The organism is Caballeronia mineralivorans PML1(12) (genome assembly GCF_001028175.1).
GTDB classification, from domain to species: Bacteria; Pseudomonadota; Gammaproteobacteria; order Burkholderiales; family Burkholderiaceae; genus Caballeronia; species Caballeronia mineralivorans.
On record NZ_AEJF01000062.1, the window covers coordinates 169,100 to 193,618 of the forward strand.

The following is a 24,519-nucleotide window of genomic DNA, read 5'->3' on the forward strand; positions in this document are numbered from 1 at the left end:
GATTTTCCAGACCAGAAGACCCAGCGCCTGCGGGCGTGCTTCATCGGAGACAAGAAGTGATACGCGAGTCTGCTATTCAAGCTGCGGCCGATCTGTACGATTCCGGCGTTTTTCTCGAAGACCTTCGTCGCCGTGTCGCGATGCGCACAGAAAGCCAGGAGCCGGAAAGCGGCCCGATGCTGACGGCGTATCTCAACGACGAGATAGCCCCCGTTCTTGCTGAACTCGGTTTTACGTTCCGGCTGGTCGACAATCCCGTGCCGGGCGCGGGGCCGTTCCTGATTGCTCATCGTAAGGAAAGCGATGACGTCCCCACGGTTCTGACCTATGGGCACGGAGACGTCGTGCTGGGTTACGACGCGCAGTGGCGCGATGGCTTGTCGCCGTGGGAAGTCACCGTTGCCGGCGATCACTGGTATGGACGCGGCACCGCCGACAACAAAGGTCAGCACAGCATCAACCTGGCCGCGCTGAAGGCCGTGCTCGACGCACGCGGCGGGCGGCTCGGCTTCAACCTGAAGCTGTTGTACGAAACCGGCGAGGAGGTGGGTTCGCCCGGTCTGCATGCGGTATGCGAGGCGCTGCGCGACGAACTGCGCGCCGACGTCCTGATCGCCTCGGATGGCCCGCGCCTTGGCGCAGCGCACCCGACCGTCTTTCTCGGTTCGCGCGGCGTCGTGAACTTCAAGCTCGATGTCAACCTGCGCGAGGGTGGCCATCATTCGGGCAACTGGGGTGGCTTGTTACGCAATCCCGGCGTGGTGCTGGCGAGCGCAATTGCATCGATGGTCAATGCCAACGGGCGCATCCTCGTTGAAGGCCTGCGGCCGCCGGAAGTGCCGCAAGCGGTGCGGCGCGCGCTGGACGGTATTACCGTGGGCGGCAATCCGGGCGAGCCGGAAGTCGATACCGATTACGGCGAACCCGGCCTGACACCGGCTGAACGCGTGTTCGGCTGGAACAACCTGGAGGTGCTGGCATTCCGCACCGGCAACCCCGAGAAGCCGGTCAATGCAATACCGCCGCACGCGTTCGCCCATATGCAGATCCGCTTCGTGGTCGGAACGGACTGGAAAAACCTCGAACAGATCGTGCGCCGTCATCTGGATGAGCGAGGCTTCGGGATGGTTCGCGTCGAGGTGGATCGGGGCACGCCCGCCACGCGTGTGGACCCCGACAATGCCTGGGTTCAATGGGCCGTGCGCTCGGTTAAACAGACGACCGGCCGCGCGCCTATCCTCTTGCCGAATCTGGGCGGCACGCTGCCCAACGATGTCTTCGCGGACATCCTCGGCATGCCCACGTTATGGGTGCCGCATTCCTACCCCGGCTGTTCGCAGCACGCGCCCAACGAGCATTTGCTCGGACCGGTCGTGCGCGAGGGCTTGCGGATCATGGCGGGTTTGTTCTGGGACCTGGGGGACGGACACGACCCGCACAACGATCACGCCACAACACGGAGGGCTGCGCGATGAGCACGGATTCCGCGGCCACCGTCATACCCGGCGCAAGGCGGCATGCCAGCATCTACAAGCTGATCGTCGCGACATCGATTGGCAATGCGCTCGAATTCTACGATCTCGTCGTCTATGGCTATTTCGCGTCGACGTTATCGAAACTGTTCTTCCCGACTACCGATAAAACCGTGTCGCTGCTGCTGACGCTCGGCACCTTCGCGCTCTCGTATCTCGCGCGTCCGGTGGGCGCGTTCGTGCTGGGCTCGTACAGCGACCGCAGGGGCCGCAAGGCATCGCTAACGCTCTCTATAGCCATGATGACGCTCGGGACCGGCATGGTCGCGCTGATGCCGAGCTACGCGGCCATTGGCATGCTCGCGCCTATCGGCATCTTCGCGTCGCGGCTGTTGCAAGGGTTCTCGGCCGGCGGCGAATTCGGCAGCTCGACGGCTTTCCTGACCGAGCATGCGCCTGCCCGCAGCGGGTTCATGGCGAGCTGGCAGTTCGCGAGCCAGGGGGCGAGCGTGCTGGTGGCGTCGGCGTTCGGCGCGGTGCTGACCAGCACGCTCACGCCGGCGCAACTCGAAGGCTGGGGCTGGCGTATCCCGTTCCTGTTCGGCCTGCTGATCGGCCCGGTGGGTCTGTATATCCGCCGTCATGTCGATGAAAGCCCGGAGTTCGAACGCACGGAACGGTCCGTTTCGCCCATCCGCGAAGTGCTGGCTACGCAGAAGGAACGGCTGCTGGTGTCAATCGGCTCGCTCGTGCTGACGACGACCGCCAACTACATGCTGCTCTACATGCCGACGTATGCATCGAGGCAGCTTGGGCTTGCGCCGTCGTATGGTTTTATCGCGACGCTGGCGGCGGGTTTTATCGTCATGGTGCTGACGCCGATGGTCGGCCACTGGTCCGACAAAGTGGGCCGGACGCGCATCATGCTCGGTGCAGGTTCGCTCTTCTTCGTGACCATCTACCCGGCGTTCATGTTCATGAATGCGCATCCCTCGCTGCTGACGCTGCTGGCTGCCGTCATCTGGGTCGCGGTGCTCAAGGCTATCTATTTCGCGCCCATTCCCGCGCTCATGTCGGACCTGTTTCCGGTCCGGACGCGTACCACCGGCATGGCGGTTGGCTACAACCTCGGCACCACGATTTTCGGCGGTTTCACGCCGCTTGCGGTGGCTTCGCTGATCGCGGTCACCGGCAATAACCTTGCGCCCGGCTTCTATCTGATGCTCGCGGCCATCATCAGTCTCTTCACGTTGCTGTGGGCGCGCACGCGCCTGAAAGTGCATTAAACCGCTGGATGGATTTTCTGGATATGACGACCGATATGAAGGATTTGCAGCAAGCCATACAGTTCGCGATAGATCACGAATCGCTCTGGGACCGCAATGTCGATGGCGCGTGGGGCGTGCATGTGAATGACCCGCCGCCCTGGAACCGGTTGCTGGGTCCCGTGCACGATCGTGGTCCGGTGTCCGGTGCGATCTCCGTCGACGGCAGGATGCTCACATCATGGGGCGAACCGGATCGCGCGGACCTGACTTTCAGTATTGCCAAGACCTACCTCGCCCTGCTGGCGGGCGTGGCGTTTGACCGTGGCCTGCTGTCCGATGTGAACGAACCGGTGCATAAACGGGTACCGGGCATCGGTTTCGACGATGAACACAATGCGCGCGTCACGTGGGCGCATTTGCTCCAGCAGACAAGTGAATGGAGCGGTGAGTGTTTCGGGCTATCGGACCAGGCCGATCATTTTCGCGCCGTCACGTTCGGCCGTGCGCCCGATGGAAAGAAGGGCGATCTGCGGCGCGTGCAGGCCCCCGGCACGTACTGGGAATACAACGATGTCCGCATCAACCAGTTTTCGCTGGCGCTGCTGCATCTGTTCGGACGGCCGTTGCCGGAGGTGTTTCGCGAGGCGATCATGCAACCGCTCGGGGCGAGTGAAAACTGGCAGTGGGTCGGATACGACAACGCATGGGTCGATATCAACGGGCAACGCACGCAGTCGGTACCGGGTGGAACGCATTGGGGCGGCGGGCTGTCGATCAGCGCGAACGACCAGCTCAAGGTGGCTAGTCTCTTCGTCAATGACGGGAAAGTAGGCGGGCATCAGATCATCTCGAGCGAGTGGCTTGCGCGTATGCGAACACCTTGCGCCCTTGCTCCTTATTACGGTTATCTTGTGTGGCTCAATCACGAGGGCCGCGTGTTTCCGAGCGTGCCGGCGTCCAGCTATTTCGCGGTTGGTGCGGGCAGTTCGTTCACGTGGATCGAACCGGAGCGGAAGATGGCGGTGGTGGTCCGATGGTTGAATTCCGCTCACGCCGATGAATTTTTCGGGCTGGTGCTGAAGTCGGTCGACGGGTTCCTGGGGCGCTGAAAAGCGGCGGATGAGGCTGAGCTGTTTCGGCTTGCCTCACCCGCTATCTTGACTTAACCCGTCGCAATCCCCTGCAGCCACGCAAGCAGCGGCTTCAGTTTCTCGCGATACTCATTGCGGGGCGGATGCACCAAGTAATATCCCGAGCCCGTCTCAAGCACGCGTTCGAACGGCGCCACGAGCGCGCCGCTTGCCAGGTTCTCCTGCACCAGATTCAAGTCCCCCAGCGCCACGCCATGACCTCGCACCGCCGCGCCGAACGCGAGGTCGAGCGTGTCGAACACCTGCTCGCGATACGTATGCGACGCCAGTTCATCGCTTTCCTGCTGTAGCCATAACATCCAGCCGCGCCGGCCGAAGCTGGAATGCAGCAGCGTGTGATGTTTCAAATCGGCAGGGTCGACCAGCGGATGCGCGCCACGCGCTGTCTGCGGCGAACACACGGGCGTCAGTCGTTCGCGCATCAGGCAGGTCGCCTCAAGTCCTTCCCAGCGGCCGGTGCCGAACAGGATCGCCGCGTCGAGCGTGCCCTCGCCGAAATTGGTTGGCAGGAACCACGCGGTGTCGATGTTCAGCTGCGTCCCGGGCACGTCGGCATAGAAATCGGGAAGACGCGGCAGCAACCAGCGTGCAGCGAGCGTCGGCGTAACCCGCAGCGTGATGGTCTGGCCGCCCGTGCTGATGATGTGCATCGACCGGCGCGCGGTTGCAAGCAACTCTTCCACGATCGGCACGAGCCGCTGGCACTCCGCCGTGGGCACCACCATCCGAGTGTGCCGCACGAACAACGCGCAGCCGAAATACTCCTCGATCTGCTGGATATGGCGGCTCACCGCGCTCTGGCTGAGGAACAACTGCTGCGATGCCGCCGTGAAATTGCCGCAGCGAGCCACGACCAGCAGCGATTGCAGCACGTTGAACGGCGGATAGCGTTCGATTTTCATTTATGCAAGTTGTGCATGGTAACCATGAGATTTTACCGTTTGTCGCTTAAAAATTGGCGTTCATAAAATCGCCTTGAAAGTTAAGGTTTTTTGCCTGCTCGACAGCGCAAGAGGCCTTTGGCGAGCACAGCGCCAAGCGGTAAACAACCCATCCACTTCCAGGGAGTTTTTGCATGACCCAACATTCAGACCGGCTGTGGGGTGGACGCTTCAAGACGGGTCCTTCCGCTGCATTGACCGCGCTTTCGCGCTCGGACCCGAGCTTTTTCCGGCTTGCGCCTTACGACCTCGCGGGCTCTCGTGCCCATGCGCAGGAACTGCGGCGTGCGGAAATCCTGACAGCCGATGAGCTGCAGCAACTGCTCAGCGAGATGGACCGGCTGGAAGCGCAGTTCCTGGCAGGCGAAGCGGGTCCGGCGCTCGATGACGAAGATGTACATACGTTCCTCGAGCGCGAACTGACGCAACGCCTGGGCGCGACCGGCGGCAAATTGCGCGCCGGCCGTTCGCGCAACGATCAGGCAGCGAACGACCTGCGCCTCTTTCTGCGCGACAAAGCGCGCACGCTGACGCAAGCGGTCATCGATTTGCAGAATGCATTAATCGAACAAGCTAACGCACACGTCCGCAGTGTGACTGCGGGTTTTACGCATTTGCAGCCGGCGCAGCCGATCGTGTTCGCGCATCACCTGCTCGCGCATGCGCAGTCGATCTATCGCGACATCGATCGTTTAGTGGACTGGGATCGTCGCAGCGCGCGTTCACCGCTGGGTGCTGCGGCGCTCGCGGGATCGGCGATCTGCCTGCGGCCGGAGTTGTCGGCGGCTGAACTGGGTTATGACGGCCCGTGCGAGAACTCCATCGATGCCGTTGCTTCGCGCGATCACGTGGCGGAGTTCGTGTTCGTGACGAGCATGCTGTCGGTGAACCTGTCGCGGCTCTCGGAGGAAGTCATTCTCTGGACCTCGCGCCAGTTCGGCTGGGTTGTGCTCGACGATGGTTATGCGACCGGCAGTTCGATCATGCCGCAGAAGAAAAACTCGGATATTGCAGAGTTGACGCGTGGTAAAGCGGGGCGCTTGATCGGCAACCTGAGCGGCTTGCTCGCCACGCTCAAGTCTTTGCCTTTGGCTTATAACCGCGATCTCGCGGAAGACAAGATCGCGGCCTTCGATAGCATCGATACCCTCGAACTCGTGCTGCCCGCCATGGCCGGCATGATCCGCACGATGCGCGTGAACGTGGATGAAATGCGTCGCCAGGCGCCGCTCGGGTTCACGCTGGCCACCGAAGTCGCCGACTGGCTCGCGTTGCGCGGCGTGCCGTTCAGCGAAGCGCACGAGATCACGGGCGCCTTGGTGCAAGCCTGCGAGGAACAGGGCATCGAACTCACCGACGTATCCGTCGCGACGCTGGCAAAGGTCGACGCGCGGCTTGAACCCACCGTGCTCGACCATGTGACACTCGACGCCGCCGTAGCGGCACGCAGCGGTTACGGCGGCACTGCGCCGGCGCGTGTGGCTGAGCAGATCACGCGTCTGCGGACGGCCCTTGATCAGCAACTGGCGTGGGCCACTTCATACGGTGGACCAACATGCTGAGCGTTTCAAAAGAGATAACATCGGACGATGCGACGGTTGCCGATTCGACGCAACTGGAATACGTGCGTCGACGGCATTGGGGGCGATATCTTGCATCAGCCGTGATTCTCGCGATAGTGGTTTATATCGGGCTCGCGTTTGCGCATGGGCAGATTGAATGGACTTATGTGGCCCGTTTCCTGACGGCCAAGTCGATCCTTACCGGCCTCGTCAATACCATCGTGATGACCGTGCTTGCAATGGCGCTAGGCGTCGCCCTTGGCGTCATCACCGCGATCATGCGGCTCTCGACCAACCCGGTGCTGCAGACGGTCGCGCAAGCCTACGTGTGGCTGTTTCGCGGCACGCCGGTGATCCTGCAACTGCTGTTGTGGTTCAACCTCGCGCTGGTGTTTCCGTCGATAGGCGTACCCGGCCTCTTCGAGTTCCGCACCGTCGACATCATGACGCCATTCCTCGCGGCGCTGCTCGGGCTTGGCATCAGTCAAGGGGCGTACACGTCAGAAGTAGTGCGGGCAGGTTTGCTCTCCGTCGATACGGGCCAGTACGAAGCGGCCAAGTCCATCGGCATGCCACGGCTGCAAGCGCTGCGCCGCGTGATTCTTCCTCAGGCCATGCGCGTGATCGTGCCGCCTATCGGCAATGAACTGGTAGGCATGGTCAAGCTGACCTCGCTCGCGAGCGTGATCCAGTATGCAGAGATGTTGCACAACGCGGAGAACATCTATTACGCGAACGCTCGCGTGATTGAACTGCTGATGGTCGCGGGTATCTGGTATCTCGTGGTGGTGACGGTGCTGTCGTTCATGCAGTCGCGCGTGGAGCGGTTTTACGCACGCGGCGCAGGTCGTGCATGGGGACGGCAATGAACCTGGCGACTCAAAAGGAAACAACCAACATGAGTTCAATCGTTCGTGCCGTCGACGTACGCAAGTCCTACGGCGATTTCAAGGCGCTGCAAGGCATCACGCTCGATGTGCCCAAAGGTGAAGTGCTGTGTGTGATCGGGCCATCGGGTTCAGGCAAGAGCACCTTCCTGCGCTGCATCAACCAGCTCGAAGAGATCAACGACGGCGCATTGTGGGTCAACGGCGAACGCGTGGGTTACAAGCGCGTGGGCAACAAGCTGTATGCGCTGTCGGAGAAGCAAGTGGCTCGTCAGCGGCTGGCGACTGGCATGGTGTTCCAGCGCTTCAACCTGTTCCCGCACAAGACGGCGCTGGAGAATGTGATCGAGGGGCCGGTGCAGGTGCTCAAGCGACGTCGTTCGGAGGCTGTCGAAGAAGCGCGTACGTTGCTCGAACGCGTTGGATTGGGTCACAAGTGCGATGCCTTCCCGGTGGAATTGTCGGGCGGTCAGCAACAGCGTGTCGCGATTGCACGCGCACTGGCCATGCATCCTCAACTGATGCTCTTCGATGAACCCACCTCCGCGCTCGACCCTGAACTGGTGGGCGAAGTGCTCGCCGTCATGCGCGATCTCGCCAAGACCGGCATGACGATGATCGTCGTCACGCATGAGCTCGGGTTCGCACGCGAAGTGGCTAATCGCATCGTGTTCATGGATCAGGGGCAGGTGGTGGAGAGCGGCACGCCGGAACAGGTGTTGTCGAATCCACAGCATCGACGCACGAAGGACTTCATATCCGCGGTGCTGTCCTGATTTTTTATTCGAGGTTCCAGCACCGCTCGAACCCGGTCTGACTTTTATCTTTCGCGAGTTTCCATGAACGTTTCTCTTCACCTGACGCGGCTTGCCGCGCTCGTCACCGGCGCGATGGCGTTGACTATGCCCCTGGCGCACGCCGAGACCGCACCGTCGATCGGCAAGACGACGCTGGTAGCAGCCATTGTGCCGAACTATCCGCCGTTCGAATACAAGGACCCGGCTACCGACAAGCTGATGGGTTTCGACGTCGATCTCGGCGAAGCGATTGCTGCGAAGCTTGGCGTCAAGTTGCAGTGGGAAGAGACCGGCTTCGACCAGATGATGAGCGCACTGACTACGCATCGTGTCGATGTGATTCTGTCGGGCATGACCGACCTGCCGTCGCGCCGCGAGGCGGTGAACTTTCTCGACTACGTTACGGGTGGCCCGCAGTTTTATACCGTCAAAGCGCGCGCCGGTGAGTTCGCCAGCATGGACGCGTTGTGCGGCAAGACGGTGGGCGCGAGCCGCCGCACGTCGTGGCCCGACGACATCACGGCCTGGAGCAACGAGCATTGCGTGAAGGCGGGTAGAAAGCCGATCAATGTGAGCGGCACCAACGGCTCGGCGGATGCCCGCGTGCAGTTGCGTCAGGGCCGTATCGACGCCGCGGTGCAGGGCGGTGAAACACTGCCGTATCAGAACTCGGTGGAGCAGAACGCGTATGCGCCTATCGGCAAGCCGTTCCTGTCGCAGTACAACGGCATCGGCATGGCGAAGGGCAACGCTGCGTTGAATGCAGGACTGACGACCGCGCTCAACCAGCTTATCGCCGACGGCACGTATCAGAAGATCCTCGTGAAGTGGGGGCTGCAGGAACACGCGGTTCAAAAGGCGCAGATCGATGCCAGCAACTGACATGAATCCGGATGCGCCGCGCTGGCCTGAGAGCAATCGCTCGTGCGTCGCACTGGCCTTCGATCTCGACGGCCCGACCGGCGACGCAATGCTCGACGGCTCGATCTGGAACAACCCTTCGTACTTCACGCTCGGTAGCTACGGCCCCTGGCGTGCGCTGGGGCGCCTGCTCGGCATGCTCGCCGACCGCAACGTCCCGGCAACGTTTTTTGTACCGGCATGGGTCGTCGAAAACTGGCCGAAGCAGTGCGCGGCGATTGTGGAACGCGGTCATGAGATCGGTTACCACGGGTATCGGCACGAAGCGTTCTGGACGCTTGATCGCGATGGACAACGCGCCGTGATGGAGCGCTCGGCGGAAGTCTTCGATAGGTATCTCGGCATCCGCCCGGTCGGCTTTCGTACGCCGTCGGGCGACTGGGGACCGGACACGATCCGCGTATTGATGGAAGCGGGCGTGCGTTATTCGAGTTCCATGCGCGGCGACGACCGCCCGTATCTGCTGCACGCGCCGGGCATTGCCGAGCCGATGGTCGAGATTCCGGGCCGCTGGGAAATGGACGATTACGCGTCGCTTGCGTACCACCGCAATCCGAATTTTCCGGCGAGCCTGGACCGTATTGCGAGCTACGACACGACGCTCGATAACTGGCGGCGCGAGTTCGACGGTTCACATCGCGACGGGCTTTGCCTGACCACGCTGTTTCATCCGAAGGTGTCGGGCAAGCCAGGCAGGATCGCGCTGCTTGAAAGCCTGATCGATCACATGCACGCGCAGGGCGGCGTGTGGTTCGCCACGTGCCGTGACGTCGCGCAATGGTGGCTCGACAACCATGCTTCACCGACTCCGCAGGAAGCTCGCAGATGAACTCTTTACGCTGGCCGCAAAACGCGCGATGCGCAGTCGTTGTCACGGTCGACTTCAACGACGAACACGGCATCCTCACGCAGGAGCCTCGCATTGCGGGGCGCGAGAAATCGCTTTCCGTTTGGCGCTATGGGGCGAAGCGCGGCGTGGATCGCGTGCTCGATGCACTGGAAGAATTCGATGTGCGTTCAAGCTGGTTCGTGCCGGGGCGGGTCGCGCAAACGCACGCGGAACTCGTGAAGCGGATCGATGCGCAGGAGCACGAGATCGGTAACAGCGGGTATCGATGCGAGGACTTCGATACGCTAACACTCGATGCGCAGAAAGAGGCGTTCAGGGCCGGACAAGCGGCGCTGGAACAAGCGCTCGGACGACGCGCGCGAGGCTTTCGCTCGTTCACCGGCAACTGGGCGCCCGGCTTCGCGGACTTCCTGCGAGACGAGGGTGTGACGTGGTCGTCATCGTGGCGCGGTGACGACCTGCCGTACTTTCATCTACCGGATACGGACGTAGTGCGCACAACGCCCCCGCTCGTCGAACTGCCGTTGCACTACGAACTGGAAGACGAACCGTACTTCGCTTATAACCTTTCGCCAGCGGTTCCGGTCGGGCAGCCGCGCATTCCTTCGTATCGCGAAGTGCTGGCGAACTGGAAGCATGATTTCGCAGCGTTTCACCGCTTCGGATTGTGTTTTGTGCTGAGGCTGCATCCGGAGATTATCGGCACGGCGGGGCGTATCGATGTGCTGCGCGAACTGCTCGCCGACATCCGCGCGCGCGACAACGTCTGGTTTGCAACCGGTGCCGAGATGGCGGCTTGGTGGCAGCAGAGTGTCGATGGCAACGAGCCCGGTCATCCGGTGGAAGTGTATGCACGGCATCGGCAGGAGGCGCAATGAACGCGCGCGATTTGACGTTGTCGGAGCAACTGGCTGGGTTTGTCGCGAATACTTCCTGCGATGCGATTCCTGCCGCAGTCGTGCATAGAGCGAAGCGCCATATCCTCGATACACTCGGCGCTGCCTTGGCCGGCGCGACCGCGCTGGAAGCGCGCAGCGCACGTGCGGTCATGAGTGTGGGCAGTCACGGCAACGTGCTGGCATGGGGCACGGAGCAGACGTTCGGCGCACGCGACGCGGCCTTCGTGAACGGCGTCGCGGCGCATGCACTCGAACTAGACGACTCAGGCGGCTGCGATCATTCCGGTGCCGTGGTGTTGCCTGCGGCATTCGCCGCGCTCGCCTGCACGGAGCGGCCGGTGTCGGGCCGCGAGTTCCTGGCGGCAGTCGTAATGGGTTATGACGTCGGCCGTCGCGTGCTGGAAGCGTGTGGCGGTTATTCGCCCCACAACGGTCGCGGCTGGCATTCGACCATGACTTGCGGGGTGTTCGGCGCAGCGGCTGCCAGCGCGCGATTGCTCGGACTCGACGCAGCGCATACGGCCGCTGCGCTCGGCCACGCGGGAAGTTTCAGCGGTGGGTTGTGGGGCTTTATCCACGATGCATCGCAGACCAAACGCATGCATACGGGCCGCGCGGCGGAAGGCGGATTGCTCGCGGCGCTGCTCGCGAAACAAGACGTCAGCGGTCCGACGCAGGTGTTCGAGAACGTATGGGGCGGCTTCTTCAATGCATTCGCGCCGGACACGCAGCAACCGGAAGCGCTGCTCGCGGATCTGGGCGTGACATGGAAGATCGTGCGCTGCTCGATCAAGCCGCACGCATCGTGCCGCAGTACGCATGCAGCCGTGGATGCCACGCTGCAACTGCGCGGCCATCAGACGGACCTCGATCTCGACAAGCTACGCGGCGTCCATGTGCGTCTCAGCGCATTCGTCAACAACATGTGCGGCGGGCGCGACCTGGACAAGCTCGCTTCTGCACAAATGAGCATGCCGCATGCGATCGCCGCGGTACTCGTGCATGGTCATGCGGGTATCGGCGCTTATCTTGAGGCTCAGCGGCACGATCCTCGCATCGCGGCCGTGATGGCGCGCGTCACGCTCGAAGTCGACCCCACGATGTCCGATCTGGACGAGCCCGTCATCACGCTTTCAATGGCCGATGCCGAGCCCCGCTCGCAACAAGTCCTGGTGCCGCTCGGCGATCCGCGCAATCCGGTATCGGATGCAGACCTTGCCGCGAAATATCGCGTGCTGGCCGGCATGACGATCGCCCAAGTGCCGATGAACGCGCTTGAAACCGCCGTGCTGGATCTGGACAATCTCGCCGATGTGCGCACGCTGATGCCGTGGCTCAGCGGCGATGCCGATGCGAAACCCGTGCTGCGTTAACCAACATTCGCCAACATTCACCAACATTCCTTGCTTTAACAATTCCATGGCTTCGACCTTTATAAGGGTGTGTGTTCAATGAACAAGCTGAAATCGCTTAGTGCCGTGTCCGGTCTGATGGCAATCTGCCTGTCGACGTTTCTTTTTGTGAGCGGCGCTCACGCGCAAGCGCTGCCTGACGCTATCGCCAAGTCGAAGGTGATCAAGATCGCGGTCAACTCGATCTATCCGCCGATGGAATACAAGGACCCGGAAAGCGGCGATCTGGTTGGCTTCGATATCGATCTCGGCAATGCGATTGCGAAGGAACTGGGCGTGAAACTGGACTGGCAGGAGTCGGCGTTCGAGCAGTTGCTGCCGTCGTTGGCGACAGGTCGCGTCGACATGATCCTGAGCGGAATGAGCGATCTCCCCACACGTCGCGATACCGCCGATTTTATCGACTACCTGAATTCGGGCGCGCAGTTTTATATCCTCGCGTCGCGCGCGAACGAGATCAAGCAGGCGACGGATCTCTGCGGCAAGTCGGTCGGCACGAGTCGCAGCACGTCGTTCCCGGCGGATACGGCCGCGTGGAGCGCGAAGAATTGCGAGGCAGCAGGCAAGCCGGCCATTACGGTGTCCGGGACCGAGGATACGTCCGCGGCACGCATGCAACTGAAGCAGGCACGGATTGCGGCGGGCGTGCAGGGCAGCGAGACGCTGCCGTATGCGATGAAGCTCGAACCGAATACCTACAAGCCGATCGGCGAGCCATTCGCGACATCGCCTGAAGGCATGGCGTTCGCGAAGTCGAACCCGAAGTTGCGCGATGCCGTGCTGGGTGCGATGAATAAGCTGGTCGCGAATGGGACCTATGGGGCGATCGTTGCCAAATGGAATTTGCAATCGAGCGCGGTCAAGCAGGTGACCCTGAACGAAGTGGCGGCGCGGTAAGTGGTTTGTCGCTTCAGGCATCGATGCACGGTAATTTGCCGGGTGAAGTTCATGGTACGGTAGCCCCTGTCAGTTCCACTCAGGAGCCCAGGTGTCCAGAACCACTCGTCTTCTAACCCTGCTGGAAATGCTTCGCTCGCGGCGCGTGCCGGTCACGGCTTACGAGCTGGCGTTGGAGCTGGGCGTGTCCGAGCGCACGCTCTACAGGGACATCGCTACGCTGATCGATCAGGGCGCGCCGATTCACGGCGAGGCGGGAATAGGGTATGTGCTCAAGCCGGGCCTATTCCTGCCGCCGCTGATGTTGAGCGAAGACGAGATCGACGCCGTAGTACTGGGTCTGCGTTATGTCGACCAGCGTGGTGACGATGTTTTGCGCAAGGCCGCCGCTCAGGCATTAGCCAAGATCGATGCTGTACTGAACGCGTCGGGCAAGGATGCAATGCGCGCTCCGACCGTCTCGTCCGGCCCTCCGGTGCAGGAATTTCCTGTCAATGCCGTGCCGCTCACCAGCCTGCGCGCGGCCATTCGCGGCCAGTGCAAACTGCGGATCGCTTATCTGGATGCGCAAGGTGAGCCATCGAACCGTGTGGTCTGGCCGGTCGTTCTGGGCTTCCTCGACAACGTCAGGATTCTTGGCGCATGGTGCGAAAAACGCCATGATTTCCGCAGCTTTCGTACCGATAGGATTGCTGCCGCGGACGAGACGGGGGAGCGTTATCCGGGAGTGCGCTCGGTGTTGATCAGCCGTTATCGGACGCATCTTGCGAAGTCGACGCGGTGGTAGTGGTGAGGGGGCGACCCTTGTATAGTCGCGTTAATCCCGTTGATGGACGATGGTTGTTCGTCAGGCGCAGATTGTGATGATCTGATTCAGTTGTTCGCAGGCCGCTGAAAATACGTCATCCGAGACATGCTTCCAGGGGTGAGCTTTGGCTCCTCGCGCGCGCCAGTCGAATGACTTTGGCTGGTGGGCTAAAACGTAGCTCGTCACATTCTTCGGACCTTGAAACTTGATTGCGAAAGGGTTGGTTTCGTTGAATGCCGCGGTCGTCATGGGCAAGCCGATTACGATACCTGTTCGTTCGTTGAACGCCTTCGGGGATAGCACCAGCATAGGATGGAAATCCTTCATCTCGCGACCGAGCTGCGGGTTGCAGTCAATCCATATGACGTCGCGCCGGTCTGGTAGCCATGAGGCGCGCACCATCAAAACACCTCCGCGCCAATGGGGTGGGTTTCCATTGCCTCGCCGCCGTGTTTCGCTGGATCGAATTGCTCCAGTTTTTCCGCCAACGTCAGCTTGCGCCGCCCGACCGGTTTGACGGATACGCCGACTTCTTCAGTCGTTACTTCAACTTCCTGTCCCACCTCGAAGTGGGCCGAACGAGCGACGGCAGCGGGGATGCGCACGGCAAGGCTATTGCCCCACTGCTGGATCGTGAGTGTCGCGGTCTTTGGCATGATTTGAACCTCGTATATGTATCAACAAGTATATACGAGATGGAGGAATGTTTCAACGTGTAGATACGTCGTGATTTTTACGTCTTTCCCCCACCCCGATCGCCCGCACCACTTCCTCCGCGCTCCGCGCCACCTGCCCGAAGTAAAGTCCGAAGTTCATCATGGCCGCGTCGTGCATCGCTGGAATGCAATCCGCGCATGCATCCGACACCAGCATGCAACCGAAACCACGGTCCGCAGCGTCCCTCGCCGTCGTCTCCACGCAGCAGCTTGTCACCACTCCCGCGAACACCAGATTCCTGATCCCCGCACGGTCCAGCACGTTCTGGATCTCGCTGCCATTAAACGCGCCCTGAGTAGTCTTCCGGATAACAGTCTCGCCCTCCATCGGTGCAACTTCCTTACGAAACGCGTAGTCGGGATTGCCGGTCCACCACATGTCGTCAATACCCGCTGCCCGTTCCAGCCTGTGCGTCCAGTCGCGAAAACGCGGTGGGCAATCGCGCATGTCGCGGTAAGCCGAACCCGTCGAAATATGCACGACCGGCATCCCGGCCGCGCGGAATGCGCCGAGTAACTGGCGGATGGCGGGGAGGGTGGTCTGTTCCAGGCGCTCCAGGTAATAACGCATCGAACCGGGCTCCACCGCTTCACATGCCTTCACCCAACCGCGGTCAGGCGCAGCATCGCTGTATTGAACGTCGACGACGACTAGCGCCGTAGCACGGCGATCCGTCAGATCGACGGACGGAATGGTCGATGAAAGATCTTCGAATGCAGCGGACGTTTTCTCTGACTGGTTCATGCCGGACGATCCTCGATTGCGGTTGACGTGCTGTCATTGTGAATAGGTGAACCCTCGACCGCCCACACGAAAGCGACACCCGCTTACGTTCCCGCGACGCGGCTCGATACGCTCATGCATTGCCGACAAAACCCGCGCCGCAAGTGTCGCAAAACATCAAGCGTGCGATTTATGACTCAGTAAATTGAATTGGTCGCGCTTGTGCAAACCGGCTCTCGAAGCCTCCCCGCCGCTGTCGCGACGCGCTACCGCGACGCGCTTTCGTCACGCGTTTTTCGGCACGGTATCCGGCCTTACAGCTAACGCAGCGCAGTCTGCGAACGCCGCAGAGCTGGCCCACCGGTCGCCCCAAAATCGATTTTCCTGGAGAAGAAACGATGAAAGCCCCCGCACGCCTCGCCTGTCTGGCGTTGACTGCCTGTTGCAGCATGACTGCCCACGCGCAAGACCCGGAAGCGTGCCGGACTGTCCATTTTGCGGACATCGGCTGGACCGATATTGCCGCGACCACGGCACTTGCGTCGACCGTGTTCGACGGGCTCGGCTACAAACCGGTGAAGACGGTGGCATCGATTCCTATCGCGCTCACCGGCATCAAGTCGAAGCAGATCGACGTGTTCCTCGGAGACTGGCAGCCTTCGATGGATCCAGTCGCCGAGCCGTTCGTCAAGGCGGGCACCGTGAAGGTCCTGAGCACGCCGAATCTGACCGGCGCGAAATACACGCTTGCCGTACCGACCTATGAATACGATGCGGGCCTCAAGTCCTTCGCCGATATCGCCAAGTTCGGGGATAAGTTGCAGCACAAGATCTACGGCATCGAACCGGGCAATGACGGTAATGCGCTGGTGAAGAAGATGATCGACAGCAATCAGTTCAACCTGAAGGATTTCAAGCTGGTCGAATCGAGCGAGGCGGGCATGCTGGTCGAGGTGAACCGCGCGGTCAGGAACAAGGAGTGGGTTGTCTTTCTCGGCTGGGACCCGCACCCGATGAACATCCAGTTGAAGATGACCTATCTCACGGGCGGCGACGACGTGTTCGGTCCTAACTATGGTGAAGCGAAGGTCTACACCATGGTGCCGCCGGATTACCTGACGCGTTGTCCCAACGCCGGGCAAGTGGTGACGAACCTGAAGTTCACGCCGGGTATCGAAAACCAGGTCATGGAGTCGATCACTACCGACAAGAAAGAGCCCAACGTTGCGGCGAAGGAGTGGTTGAAACACAATCCGGGTGTGCTTACGCAATGGCTCGCCGGCGTCAAGACGTTCGACGGCAAGGAGGCGTTGCCTGCCGTGAAGTCGTATCTGGCCACGCCGTAACGGTTCACGGTTCGGGCATTCAACGCGGCGCCGGTGTTTCATCCGGCCGCCACGTGGGTGTCGGCGTCGACACGCGTTGCCGCATCACCGGCGCCTCCCACGACTGCGACCGGTCTCGGCTTGGCGGACAACCGAACTTAGTCTTATAGACCCGCGAGAAATGTTCGAGCGAGTCGAAGCCGGTTGCAGCCGCGACTTGCGAGACGCTGAGTTCGGTTTGCTGCAACAGCTTATGCGCGGTCGCCAGCCGCAAGCTGACGTAGTAGCGGAGCGGGGCGGTCGCGGTGTAATGTTTGAACTGCCGCTCAAGTTGTCTTTTAGATAGCCCGACTGCTGCCGCCAGATCTTCACACGAGATTGGCGCGGCAACTGATTCCTGCATCAATCGTATGGCGTGGCTCACCTGCTCGTTCATCGGCGCGGCGTCGAGGTCGGTGCGTGCAAGCTGCACTTCACTGGTTCCCCGAATGCGCGCGTGCAACAGATGCTGTGATATCTCCGCCGCCAGTTCCGTCCCTGCATGCTGGCCGATCCACTCCAGCATCATGTCGATAATGCCGCTGCCGCCCGCGCAAGTAATCAGCCTGGGCTCGATGGTATAGAGCTGCGTGGTCGCCTTGACGTTGGGATATGCCTCCTGGAATCCTTCCAGATTGTCCCAATGCACGGCGGCTGGGCGACCATCGAGAAGCGATGCGGCCGCGAGCATTTCCGTGCCGGTTTCGATCCCGCCAATCTGCGCGCCGAACACGCTTTCGCGTCGGAGCCAGGCTTTGACCTTGCGGTTCTTCGCGTGCTTCTTGGGCTCGAAACTCGCGATAACAAAGATGGTCGAGAACTCACCGGTTTCACCCGACACGGGCCGCGCAGGCGCGATCATGCCGTTGGTCGCCTGCACCGGTTCGCCGTCGATGGACAGCACGGTCCATTCGTAAAGGGTGCGCTGGCTGAGCCAGTTCGCGATGGCCATCGGTTCGATCACGAGCGCAAGGCCGAGGTTCGAGAACTGCGGCAAAACGAGGATGCCCACGCGCCGCGGCGATCGAAGATCTCCGGTCGAGCTCATTTCAAAAGCGGATTTGCTCAGCGTGCTCATGGGGCTCCCGAGTCTTTTACCGGCCTGACGACATTACGCGCAGTGTGTTGACAGGCTAAAGGTCGAGCACGAGCCGTGCAGATCGCGCTCTTGATACGCAGACGTAAATTACCGTATTTTGATTTTTTTCCGTATCGGTCTGGATCACATCCCGATGCTCGGCTTCACCGGCCAGAAGCGGCACTGCGCAGGTCCCACAGATTCCTTCACGACATACCGAGTCGATGCGCACGCGTTCCTGACGCAATGCCTGCATGATCGACTGATCCGGCCTTACGGTGATTACTTTTCCGCTTTTGGCCAGTTCGACTTCAAACGATACGGCCGCCGACGCTGTTGCAACCGGCGCTGGCGCTGCGAATCGTTCGAAATGCAGGGTATCGCGTGGCCAGTCACTGGCCGCCTCAAGCACGCCATCGATCAACCTGCCGGGGCCGCAGACATAAACGTGAGCGCCTGGACGCGGCGCTCTGATCAGTCCGCGCAGATCGGCTTCGCCGTGCTCGTCGCTGAAGTGGAGCCGGGCGATATCCTTGAGTGGACCGGCATCGATAACATCAAGCAAGGCGGTTCGCTGACGGCCCCGGCCGAGATAGTTAAAGCTGAATCGCTTTCCGGTCTTGGCGAGTCGCATGGCCATCGGAAGAATGGGCGTGATACCGATTCCGCCCGCAATCAGGATGGTTTCGTCGTGGCTCTCGTCCAGCGCGAAGTTGTTTCGCGGCCCCGATACATGGATGCGTTGCCCCACGCGAAGTTGATCGACAACATAAGCCGAGCCACCCCGCGAGGCCGGTTCGCGCAGAACCGCAATGCGATAGGCGGAGCCATCGGCGGCGCGTTCGATCACCGAATACTGGCGAACGTTACCGTCCGGCAGCCATAGATCGATGTGCGCGCCGGGGTCGGCCGGCGGCAGCACTGCACTGTCCGCAGCAGCGAGGCGGATGCCTTTGATATCGGCGGTAAGCAGGGATGTTTCGATGACGATCGCATCGATCCTGCCCATCGGTTCGTTCAAGTTCGACATGGCGTCTCTCCGCTCAACGCTGCTGCGTACGCCAGTTGGACGCGGCCCAGACCGCTGCCGTCGACGGCCTCAAAGGCGCACGATCCAGCACGAGATCGCTGCCTTTCTCTCCGATCATCACCGTCGGTGCATTGGTGTTGCCGCTGACGATGACCGGCATGATGGACGCATCGATCACGCGCAGCTTGTCCAGACCGTGCACGCGCAGGTCCGGTCCCACTACAGCTTCCGGATCATTGGCGGGACCCATCTTGCATGTGCCTGCCGCGTGATAACCAGTCTCGATGACTTGCCGCGCCCAGGCGTCGAGGGAGGCGTCGTCGTTCGCAGCCGGCCCCGGCGTCAGCTCTTTCCCGACCAGATCGCGGAACGCATTCTGCGCGATGATCTCCCGCACAAGCCTTGCGCCCGCGCGCATGTCGGCGCGATCACGGTCGGTTTGCAGATAGTTGAAGATAATCTTCGGCGCATGGCTCGGGTCGTTTGACGCGAGCGTCACCGAGCCGAGGCTGGTCGGCCGCATCAAATCGATATGCACCTGGAACGCATGCGCCGGCACGCTTGCTACGCTGCCGGGCTGAACCGCGAGCGGCATGAAAGTCAGTTGCAAGTCGGGGTGTTCAACCCCGGCACGTGAACGAATGAACGCCCCCGCTTCGAAGTGGTTACTGGCGGCAAACCCTGACCGGTTCATGAACCATTGCGCGCCGACCCACCACTTGCGCGGTGCAACGGTCCACGGATAGATGGACACCGGCTTCTTGCATAAGTACTGGACCACCGTGTCAGGGTGGTCGGATAAACGCCGCCCGACACCCGGCAGATCATGAAGCGGCCTGACGCCGGCCCGACGCAGTTCGTCGGCGGGACCTACGCCCGACAGTTGCAGCAGTTGAGGCGTATTGATCGCGCCGCCGCACAGCAGGACTTCGGTATCGGCATGCACGGTGACGGTCTCGCCATTGCACGCATACTCGACGCCGACTGCACGGTTGCCGCTCAGGAGCACACGCAGGGCGAGCGCACCGGTCACGACTGTCACGTTGCTGCGGGTCAACGCTTCGGCGAGATAACCCCGTGCCGTGCTCCAGCGTTCGCCTTTCCATGTAGTCCGGTCAACACGTCCAAAACCTTCTTGCCGGTAACCGTTGGGGTCGTCGGTATGACCGTAACCTGCTTCAACGCCGGCTTCGATGAACGCACGCGTCAACACCGTATCCGTATTGCCGGCAGTCACACGAAGATGACCGCCGTCGCCGTGATACGCATCGGCGCCGAGTTGATGTTTCTCAGAGCGGATGAAGTAGGGCAGTACATCGCGATAACTCCACCCGGTGCAACCTTGTTCAGCCCACGCATCGTAGTCGCGCGCATGGCCGCGGATATACACCATGCCGTTGATTGACGATGAACCGCCGAGCACGCGGCCTCGCGGCGTACCTATGCGACGCTGGTTCAGGAACGGTTCCGGCTCCGACTGATACTGCCAGTTATAGCGGTCCCCGCCGACCACAATACCCATCGCCGAGGGCATGTCGATCGACCAGTTGCGGTTCACAGGGCCGGCTTCGAGCAGCAGCACCCGCACCTGCGGATCGGCGCTCAGGCGGTTAGCCAGTACACATCCTGCCGAGCCTGCGCCAACAATCACATAGTCGTAGCTACGGCGAATGCTTTCTGTCGACATAGATGGCTTCGCGCTCATTTTATTCCTCGAAATAACGGGGACAGTCCTCTCATTCGCCATGAATGCCGTTATGAACCAGCGTGTGAAAGTGATGCACCAGATGCTCGCTTTCATTGCTGCGGTCTGCGTCGATGACATAACGGCCCTGGTTGTATCCGACCGAATGCAGACCCTTTTGCACCGAGATATTCAGCTTGATATCTTCGGGTCCGAGATCCGTGTTCATCCAGTCCATACAGGCCTTGGTCACTTCGGGGACGGTGTCGTGCGTGGTGTAATAGCCGAAGCGCAGCAGCGTTTTCTCGGCCGCAAGCGGGATGATCAGGAAGGTCGCGAGGAACTGGGAAAAGGGAAACGTGTAGAACGTGTTATGCGGCCAGATGCCGATGTTGAAGAAACATTCATCCGGGTTTTTATCCGCACTTAACGGCACGCCGTATGCACTGGTCGCGTCCTTGTTCGCCGGCGCAGCGTAGGTCCACCACTTGTCGCGCTGCGTGAGCTTGTAGCCTTCGAAGTCGATCAGGTCGGCAAGGTCGACATGGCACGGACCTGAAAGCGAAAAGTGATAACCCTCGATGGAGTTGTCCATGATGACCTTCCAGTTCGCCGGGACGATCACGTCCTTTTCCTCCAGCAACTTATAGTCGTCGAGCGTCGGGAACACGCGCTTCATTTCCGCGTCGGCGCCGGGGAACAGATCGCTCATGGACGGCGCGTTCGGGTCGAGGTTGAAGTAATAGAACCCACCCACTTCTTCTACGCGAACAGTGGGGATGTTGTAGCTCCCCGCGCTGAAATTCTTGATGCGCTCGCTGCGCGGTGCGTGGCGAAGATTGCCGTCGAGTCCGTAACACCACGAATGATAAGCGCAGCGGAACACACCTTTTTGCACGCCGCGCCGTTCTTCGACCAGCCGGTTGCCGCGATGCTGGCAGACATTGTGGAACGCGTGAACGACGCCATCCTTGCCGCAGGTCGCGATGATGCTTTGATCGAAGATATCGGTCATGACGAACTGGCCGGGCGTGCTGAGTTCGCTCTTGTGGCCGATCACATGCCAGGCCGACATGAAGATCCGGTCGCGCTCCGAGCGGAAGATCGTGTCGTCGAAGAAATATCGCGAGGGCAGGGTTAGCGCTTCGTCGGGCGACTGCGCGAGCCAGCTATCCGGTGCGACGATGTCTGCCTTTTTCACAACACGAATGGTTTGCATGTGCGGGTTCCTGTCGGTTTATGGAGGACGGGGCAGCATTTAGCGCTGTTTGCGCTCGCCGTTAGACCAAACTGTAGGGCCGCAAATTTTCGTGGACTTGATGAAAGACGACGTGATGATGGCGTATTTCGTCGTTGAACCGATTGCCGGTCTGCGTGTGACGAGCCTGATCGTTTGCGTCTTCGTTACGTCGCTTTCGATCATGTAGCCGGAAAATGGCGAGCTTATAGTCCGCTTCGAATGCCGGCGTTTCATGCATCCGATGACCTGAATGTGGCCCCTTGAAGGAGACTTCATTCAACTTCGAACCCAAAGCCATGGGCTGGTTTTGATAGCCCGAAAAGGAGATGTTGTCATGCCTGAACACCGTCAGCAACGCGTCGATCTTGCGTGCGCCTTTCGCTGGGCTGCGCGACTTGGCATGCACGAATAGATTGCCAATCACTTCAGCATCGCGGTCTCGGACGATGGAACAAAATTTCTGATTAACCCTCGTGGCAAGCACTTTTCTCGCATCAAGTCGAGCGATCTCCTGTTCGTGGATGCAAACGACGCGCGGACAATCGATCGGCCGGACGCGCCCGATATCACCGCATGGGCGCTTCATTCGGAGATCCATAAGCGGCATCCCTACGCGCGTTGCATCATGCACGTCCATTCGAAATATGCGACGGTGCTCGCCTGCCTGCAAGACCCGGTGCTGCCGCCACTTGATCAGAACTGCATGCGTTTTTTTGAACGTGTCGTGATCGATACGGGCTTCGACGGCATGGGTCTCGGCGACGAGGCGCAGCGGGTGAGTCAGGCGCTGGATGGCAAGCCCGTGATGCTCATGGGGCAGCATGGCGTCCTCGTGGCATCGGCGACGGTCGCGCAGGCATTTGACGATCTCTATTATTTCGAGCGTGCGTGCGAGACCTATGTCACCGCGCTGATGACGGGGCAGCCGTTACGTATTGCCTCGGCGTGCGTCGCGCAGAAAACGGCGCGGCAATGGACGGAGGATTACAAGAGTTTCGCCGATCAGCATCTGGCTGAGTTGAAGGCGATACTCGATGAAGAGGGGGCTTCATACGCTGAGTAGTTCCGCTGTGACGCCAACCCTCCAAGCACCCGTACCCCGTCCGCTCGTGTTATTTTCTGGAAATCTCACCTTTCGCCACGACCTCCAGGAGAATGCCGATGACCGCCTTAGCCGCCGTTGCAGCCATCCTTGCCGCGCTATTAATGGGCGCGATGAGCCCCGGTCCGAGCTTCGTGCTGGTTGCGCGCAACGCAATCGGTTTGTCCCGGTCCGACGGGCTGGCGACCGCACTGGGCATGGGCGTTGGCGGCGTTTTCTTCAGTGGCATTGCGCTTGCCGGGCTTTATACGCTGCTGTCCGCTGTTGAATGGCTCTATGTCTCGCTGAAAGTTGCGGGTGGGCTCTACCTGATCTACATCGCCTCGAAAATCTGGCGCGGAGCGTCAAGCCCGTTGGTCGTGGACGACGAGCGTGCCGCGCAAAACCATAACTTGCGTAAGTCGTTCTGGATCGGTCTTACTACGCAACTGAGTAATCCCAAGACTGCCATCTGGTACGGCAGTATCTTCGCTGCCCTGTTGCCGCATCATCCGCCGCTCTGGTGTTATCTGATCCTGCCGCCCATGATCTTCGCGATAGAAGCAGGGTGGTACACCGTTGTCGCGTTGTGCTTTTCAAGCCGCCGTCCGCGTGAGGTTTATCTGCGCGCAAAGAAATGGATCGATCGGGTTGCGGCGGGCGCTATCACCGTGCTGGGTCTGCGATTGATTTTCACCGCGCATAAAGCGGGTATCTGACGGCTGCTTTGCGTGCCTAGTGGCTGATCATCCACGGTCGGCCACCGGCTGTACGGGGTGCCGCTTGCGCCTCGGCCGAGCGCGGCAGTTTGATCTTGCCCGAGCAGCAACCACACCCCGAACCGTGCCCAGACGAGCGAACGGGTTCATGGGCCGAACGTTCGTTTATTGCATGCGCCGATCGCGTTGTCTGGCCAAGCGAGGACAACTGCGGCGCGCTGCGCATGACCCGGGTTGAAAAGGTTTCGCACGAGGGGCAGCTTGCGGGCGTGTCGCGCTCGGCGATGGCACGCCTTGCGTCGAAGGGACCGCAATAAGCACATTCGTATTCATACGTTGGCATGTCATGTCCTCGTTTTCGCGACTCCCGGATTGCCGCCGCAAGCCGGGACCGCATTCCAAATGATCGGCTAGAGATCCAGCGACAACGGCAGGTCAACTCCCCCCTTGATATGCTTGATCGGTCCGGCAGCATTCGGGCTAATGTCGAAGTCGAAGATTTGCGTCGGCAGCCATAGGGTTGCACAGGCGTTCGGGATATCGACGACCCCGCTGATATGCCCCTGCACTGGTGCCGTGCCGAGTATCGAATAAGCCTGTGCTCGCGAGTAGCCGAACTTGGTCATGTATTCGATCGCATTCAGGCACGCTTGCCGATACGCCACGTGTACGTCGAGGTAATGCTGTTGCCCGGCTTCATCGACGGAAATGCCTTCGAAGATCAGGTAGTCGTTGTAGTGGGGCGTGATTGGACTCGGCTTGAAGATCGGATTCTTGATACCGTATTTCGCCATGCCGCCTTTGATCAGGTCCACTTTCATGTGCACCCAGCCGGCCATTTCAATCGCGCCGCAGAACGTGATTTCGCCATCGCCCTGGCTGAAATGCAGGTCGCCTACTGAGAGGCCCGCGCCATCCACGTACACCGGGAAGTAGATCTTCGAGCCGCGCGAGAGATCCTTGATGTCGCAGTTGCCGCCGTGCTCGCGCGGGGGCACGGTGCGCGCTCCGGTCGCGG

25 protein-coding genes are annotated in these 24,519 nt (G+C 60.8%); 15 read left to right on the forward strand and 10 right to left on the reverse strand.

Annotation, left to right across the window (positions count from 1 at the left end; genetic code table 11):
* The first annotated feature begins 56 nt into the window (after positions 1–56).
* From EOS_RS08395 to EOS_RS08405, 3 genes are read left to right on the forward strand one after another with little or no spacing between them, the layout of a single operon-like run.
* Positions 57–1,475 carry a M20 family metallopeptidase gene (locus tag EOS_RS08395; RefSeq protein ID WP_047846141.1) on the forward strand — a complete coding sequence of 473 codons (1,419 nt, stop codon included), beginning with the start codon at positions 57–59 and terminating at the stop codon, positions 1,473–1,475.
* The gene (locus tag EOS_RS08400; RefSeq protein WP_047846142.1) at positions 1,472–2,758 is read left to right on the forward strand and encodes an MFS transporter; all 1,287 of its coding nucleotides are present in this window, start codon (positions 1,472–1,474) and stop codon (positions 2,756–2,758) included. The genes EOS_RS08395 and EOS_RS08400 overlap by 4 nt, the downstream gene beginning before the upstream one ends.
* Before the next feature lie 23 nt (positions 2,759–2,781).
* Complete coding sequence (locus tag EOS_RS08405; RefSeq protein WP_047846182.1) at positions 2,782–3,849, forward strand: serine hydrolase domain-containing protein; 1,068 nt, start codon at positions 2,782–2,784, stop codon at positions 3,847–3,849.
* A 53-nt stretch (positions 3,850–3,902) separates the two neighbouring features.
* Here the strand turns inward: EOS_RS08405 and EOS_RS08410 are convergent, their stop codons facing one another.
* Entirely contained in the window at positions 3,903–4,793 is an 891-nt protein-coding gene (locus EOS_RS08410; protein ID WP_053063800.1) for a LysR substrate-binding domain-containing protein, read from the reverse strand.
* Between the two features lie 173 nt (positions 4,794–4,966).
* Here EOS_RS08410 and argH point away from each other — a divergent pair, with 173 nt between their 5' ends.
* The 9 genes from argH to EOS_RS08455 all read left to right on the forward strand — a co-directional run bounded on the left by argH (position 4,967) and on the right by EOS_RS08455 (position 13,844).
* Positions 4,967–6,394 carry an argininosuccinate lyase gene (gene argH / locus EOS_RS08415; protein WP_047846143.1) on the forward strand — a complete coding sequence of 476 codons (1,428 nt, stop codon included), beginning with the start codon at positions 4,967–4,969 and terminating at the stop codon, positions 6,392–6,394.
* Positions 6,388–7,263: an amino acid ABC transporter permease gene (locus EOS_RS08420; protein WP_047846144.1), complete on the forward strand. Its 876-nt coding sequence runs from the start codon at positions 6,388–6,390 to the stop codon at positions 7,261–7,263. The genes argH and EOS_RS08420 overlap by 7 nt, the downstream gene beginning before the upstream one ends.
* 29 nt (positions 7,264–7,292) lie before the next feature.
* Positions 7,293–8,057 (forward strand): amino acid ABC transporter ATP-binding protein, encoded by a 765-nt coding sequence (locus tag EOS_RS08425; protein WP_047846184.1) that lies wholly within the window; start codon positions 7,293–7,295, stop codon positions 8,055–8,057.
* A gap of 63 nt (positions 8,058–8,120) precedes the next feature.
* Complete coding sequence (locus EOS_RS08430; RefSeq protein ID WP_047846145.1) at positions 8,121–8,960, forward strand: ABC transporter substrate-binding protein; 840 nt, start codon at positions 8,121–8,123, stop codon at positions 8,958–8,960.
* Positions 8,947–9,828 carry a polysaccharide deacetylase family protein gene (locus EOS_RS08435; RefSeq protein ID WP_235442738.1) on the forward strand — a complete coding sequence of 294 codons (882 nt, stop codon included), beginning with the start codon at positions 8,947–8,949 and terminating at the stop codon, positions 9,826–9,828. Before EOS_RS08430 ends, EOS_RS08435 begins: the two co-directional genes overlap by 14 nt.
* Entirely contained in the window at positions 9,825–10,727 is a 903-nt protein-coding gene (locus EOS_RS08440; RefSeq protein WP_047846147.1) for a polysaccharide deacetylase family protein, read from the forward strand. The genes EOS_RS08435 and EOS_RS08440 overlap by 4 nt, the downstream gene beginning before the upstream one ends.
* Entirely contained in the window at positions 10,724–12,121 is a 1,398-nt protein-coding gene (locus tag EOS_RS08445) for an MmgE/PrpD family protein (RefSeq protein ID WP_047846148.1), read from the forward strand. Before EOS_RS08440 ends, EOS_RS08445 begins: the two co-directional genes overlap by 4 nt.
* Before the next feature lie 78 nt (positions 12,122–12,199).
* Positions 12,200–13,057, forward strand: coding sequence for an ABC transporter substrate-binding protein (locus EOS_RS08450; RefSeq protein ID WP_047846149.1), 858 nt, complete (start codon positions 12,200–12,202; stop codon positions 13,055–13,057).
* Positions 13,058–13,148: 91 nt separating this feature from the next.
* Positions 13,149–13,844 (forward strand): helix-turn-helix transcriptional regulator, encoded by a 696-nt coding sequence (locus EOS_RS08455; RefSeq protein WP_047846150.1) that lies wholly within the window; start codon positions 13,149–13,151, stop codon positions 13,842–13,844.
* Between the two features lie 60 nt (positions 13,845–13,904).
* On the opposite strand, the gene EOS_RS08460 is transcribed toward EOS_RS08455, so the two are convergent.
* From EOS_RS08460 to EOS_RS08470, 3 genes are read right to left on the reverse strand one after another with little or no spacing between them, the layout of a single operon-like run.
* A complete protein-coding gene (locus EOS_RS08460) occupies positions 13,905–14,267 on the reverse strand; it encodes a type II toxin-antitoxin system PemK/MazF family toxin (RefSeq protein ID WP_047846151.1) in 363 nt (120 codons plus the stop codon).
* Positions 14,267–14,521, reverse strand: coding sequence for an AbrB/MazE/SpoVT family DNA-binding domain-containing protein (locus EOS_RS08465; RefSeq protein WP_047846152.1), 255 nt, complete (start codon positions 14,519–14,521; stop codon positions 14,267–14,269). Before EOS_RS08465 ends, EOS_RS08460 begins: the two co-directional genes overlap by 1 nt.
* Before the next feature lie 52 nt (positions 14,522–14,573).
* A complete protein-coding gene (locus tag EOS_RS08470) occupies positions 14,574–15,326 on the reverse strand; it encodes a cysteine hydrolase family protein (protein WP_047846153.1) in 753 nt (250 codons plus the stop codon).
* A 428-nt stretch (positions 15,327–15,754) separates the two neighbouring features.
* Between EOS_RS08470 and EOS_RS08475 the strand changes: the two genes are divergently transcribed.
* The gene (locus EOS_RS08475) at positions 15,755–16,651 is read left to right on the forward strand and encodes a choline ABC transporter substrate-binding protein (protein ID WP_087881905.1); all 897 of its coding nucleotides are present in this window, start codon (positions 15,755–15,757) and stop codon (positions 16,649–16,651) included.
* 19 nt (positions 16,652–16,670) lie between these two features.
* Here EOS_RS08475 and EOS_RS08480 read toward each other — a convergent pair whose 3' ends face one another.
* The 4 genes from EOS_RS08480 to EOS_RS08495 are packed head-to-tail and all read right to left on the reverse strand — an operon-like array spanning position 16,671 to position 21,680.
* Positions 16,671–17,747, reverse strand: a complete 1,077-nt coding sequence (locus tag EOS_RS08480) for a GlxA family transcriptional regulator (protein ID WP_047846155.1) — start codon at positions 17,745–17,747, stop codon at positions 16,671–16,673.
* A 55-nt stretch (positions 17,748–17,802) separates the two neighbouring features.
* On the reverse strand, positions 17,803–18,777 hold the full coding sequence (locus EOS_RS08485) for a PDR/VanB family oxidoreductase (protein WP_053063801.1): 975 nt from the start codon (positions 18,775–18,777) through the stop codon (positions 17,803–17,805).
* Positions 18,778–18,790: 13 nt separating this feature from the next.
* Positions 18,791–20,464, reverse strand: a complete 1,674-nt coding sequence (locus tag EOS_RS08490; RefSeq protein WP_047846156.1) for a choline dehydrogenase — start codon at positions 20,462–20,464, stop codon at positions 18,791–18,793.
* Positions 20,465–20,513: 49 nt separating this feature from the next.
* Positions 20,514–21,680: an aromatic ring-hydroxylating oxygenase subunit alpha gene (locus EOS_RS08495; RefSeq protein ID WP_047846157.1), complete on the reverse strand. Its 1,167-nt coding sequence runs from the start codon at positions 21,678–21,680 to the stop codon at positions 20,514–20,516.
* Positions 21,681–22,164: 484 nt separating this feature from the next.
* On the opposite strand from EOS_RS08495, the gene EOS_RS08500 reads away from it, so the two are divergent.
* Complete coding sequence (locus tag EOS_RS08500) at positions 22,165–22,764, forward strand: class II aldolase/adducin family protein (protein WP_235442741.1); 600 nt, start codon at positions 22,165–22,167, stop codon at positions 22,762–22,764.
* 98 nt (positions 22,765–22,862) lie between these two features.
* On the forward strand, positions 22,863–23,501 hold the full coding sequence (locus EOS_RS08505) for a LysE family translocator (protein ID WP_047846158.1): 639 nt from the start codon (positions 22,863–22,865) through the stop codon (positions 23,499–23,501).
* Positions 23,502–23,517: 16 nt separating this feature from the next.
* Here the strand turns inward: EOS_RS08505 and EOS_RS44245 are convergent, their stop codons facing one another.
* Both EOS_RS44245 and EOS_RS08515 read right to left on the reverse strand, forming a co-directional pair.
* Complete coding sequence (locus EOS_RS44245) at positions 23,518–23,976, reverse strand: FmdB family zinc ribbon protein (RefSeq protein WP_326972909.1); 459 nt, start codon at positions 23,974–23,976, stop codon at positions 23,518–23,520.
* Positions 23,912–24,519: acetamidase/formamidase family protein (locus tag EOS_RS08515; RefSeq protein WP_047846160.1), on the reverse strand; the 608-nt coding region annotated here is incomplete at its 5' end. The genes EOS_RS08515 and EOS_RS44245, both read right to left, overlap by 65 nt.

What these genes read in the sequence shown, in the direction of transcription:
- EOS_RS08400 (WP_047846142.1), top strand. Translation starts at nt 1,472, where the DNA reads ATGAGCACGGATTCCGCGGCCACCGTCATACCCGGCGCAAGGCGGCAT.
- EOS_RS08405 (WP_047846182.1), top strand. Translation starts at nt 2,782, where the DNA reads ATGACGACCGATATGAAGGATTTGCAGCAAGCCATACAGTTCGCGATA.
- EOS_RS08410 (WP_053063800.1), bottom strand. Translation starts at nt 4,793, where the DNA reads ATGAAAATCGAACGCTATCCGCCGTTCAACGTGCTGCAATCGCTGCTG.
- argH (WP_047846143.1), top strand. Translation starts at nt 4,967, where the DNA reads ATGACCCAACATTCAGACCGGCTGTGGGGTGGACGCTTCAAGACGGGT.
- EOS_RS08420 (WP_047846144.1), top strand. Translation starts at nt 6,388, where the DNA reads ATGCTGAGCGTTTCAAAAGAGATAACATCGGACGATGCGACGGTTGCC.
- EOS_RS08425 (WP_047846184.1), top strand. Translation starts at nt 7,293, where the DNA reads ATGAGTTCAATCGTTCGTGCCGTCGACGTACGCAAGTCCTACGGCGAT.
- EOS_RS08430 (WP_047846145.1), top strand. Translation starts at nt 8,121, where the DNA reads ATGAACGTTTCTCTTCACCTGACGCGGCTTGCCGCGCTCGTCACCGGC.
- EOS_RS08435 (WP_235442738.1), top strand. Translation starts at nt 8,947, where the DNA reads ATGCCAGCAACTGACATGAATCCGGATGCGCCGCGCTGGCCTGAGAGC.
- EOS_RS08440 (WP_047846147.1), top strand. Translation starts at nt 9,825, where the DNA reads ATGAACTCTTTACGCTGGCCGCAAAACGCGCGATGCGCAGTCGTTGTC.
- EOS_RS08445 (WP_047846148.1), top strand. Translation starts at nt 10,724, where the DNA reads ATGAACGCGCGCGATTTGACGTTGTCGGAGCAACTGGCTGGGTTTGTC.
- EOS_RS08450 (WP_047846149.1), top strand. Translation starts at nt 12,200, where the DNA reads ATGAACAAGCTGAAATCGCTTAGTGCCGTGTCCGGTCTGATGGCAATC.
- EOS_RS08460 (WP_047846151.1), bottom strand. Translation starts at nt 14,267, where the DNA reads ATGGTGCGCGCCTCATGGCTACCAGACCGGCGCGACGTCATATGGATT.
- EOS_RS08465 (WP_047846152.1), bottom strand. Translation starts at nt 14,521, where the DNA reads ATGCCAAAGACCGCGACACTCACGATCCAGCAGTGGGGCAATAGCCTT.
- EOS_RS08470 (WP_047846153.1), bottom strand. Translation starts at nt 15,326, where the DNA reads ATGAACCAGTCAGAGAAAACGTCCGCTGCATTCGAAGATCTTTCATCG.
- EOS_RS08475 (WP_087881905.1), top strand. Translation starts at nt 15,755, where the DNA reads ATGACTGCCCACGCGCAAGACCCGGAAGCGTGCCGGACTGTCCATTTT.
- EOS_RS08480 (WP_047846155.1), bottom strand. Translation starts at nt 17,747, where the DNA reads ATGAGCACGCTGAGCAAATCCGCTTTTGAAATGAGCTCGACCGGAGAT.
- EOS_RS08485 (WP_053063801.1), bottom strand. Translation starts at nt 18,777, where the DNA reads ATGTCGAACTTGAACGAACCGATGGGCAGGATCGATGCGATCGTCATC.
- EOS_RS08490 (WP_047846156.1), bottom strand. Translation starts at nt 20,464, where the DNA reads ATGTCGACAGAAAGCATTCGCCGTAGCTACGACTATGTGATTGTTGGC.
- EOS_RS08495 (WP_047846157.1), bottom strand. Translation starts at nt 21,680, where the DNA reads ATGCAAACCATTCGTGTTGTGAAAAAGGCAGACATCGTCGCACCGGAT.
- EOS_RS08505 (WP_047846158.1), top strand. Translation starts at nt 22,863, where the DNA reads ATGACCGCCTTAGCCGCCGTTGCAGCCATCCTTGCCGCGCTATTAATG.
- EOS_RS44245 (WP_326972909.1), bottom strand. Translation starts at nt 23,976, where the DNA reads ATGCTGCCGGACCGATCAAGCATATCAAGGGGGGAGTTGACCTGCCGT.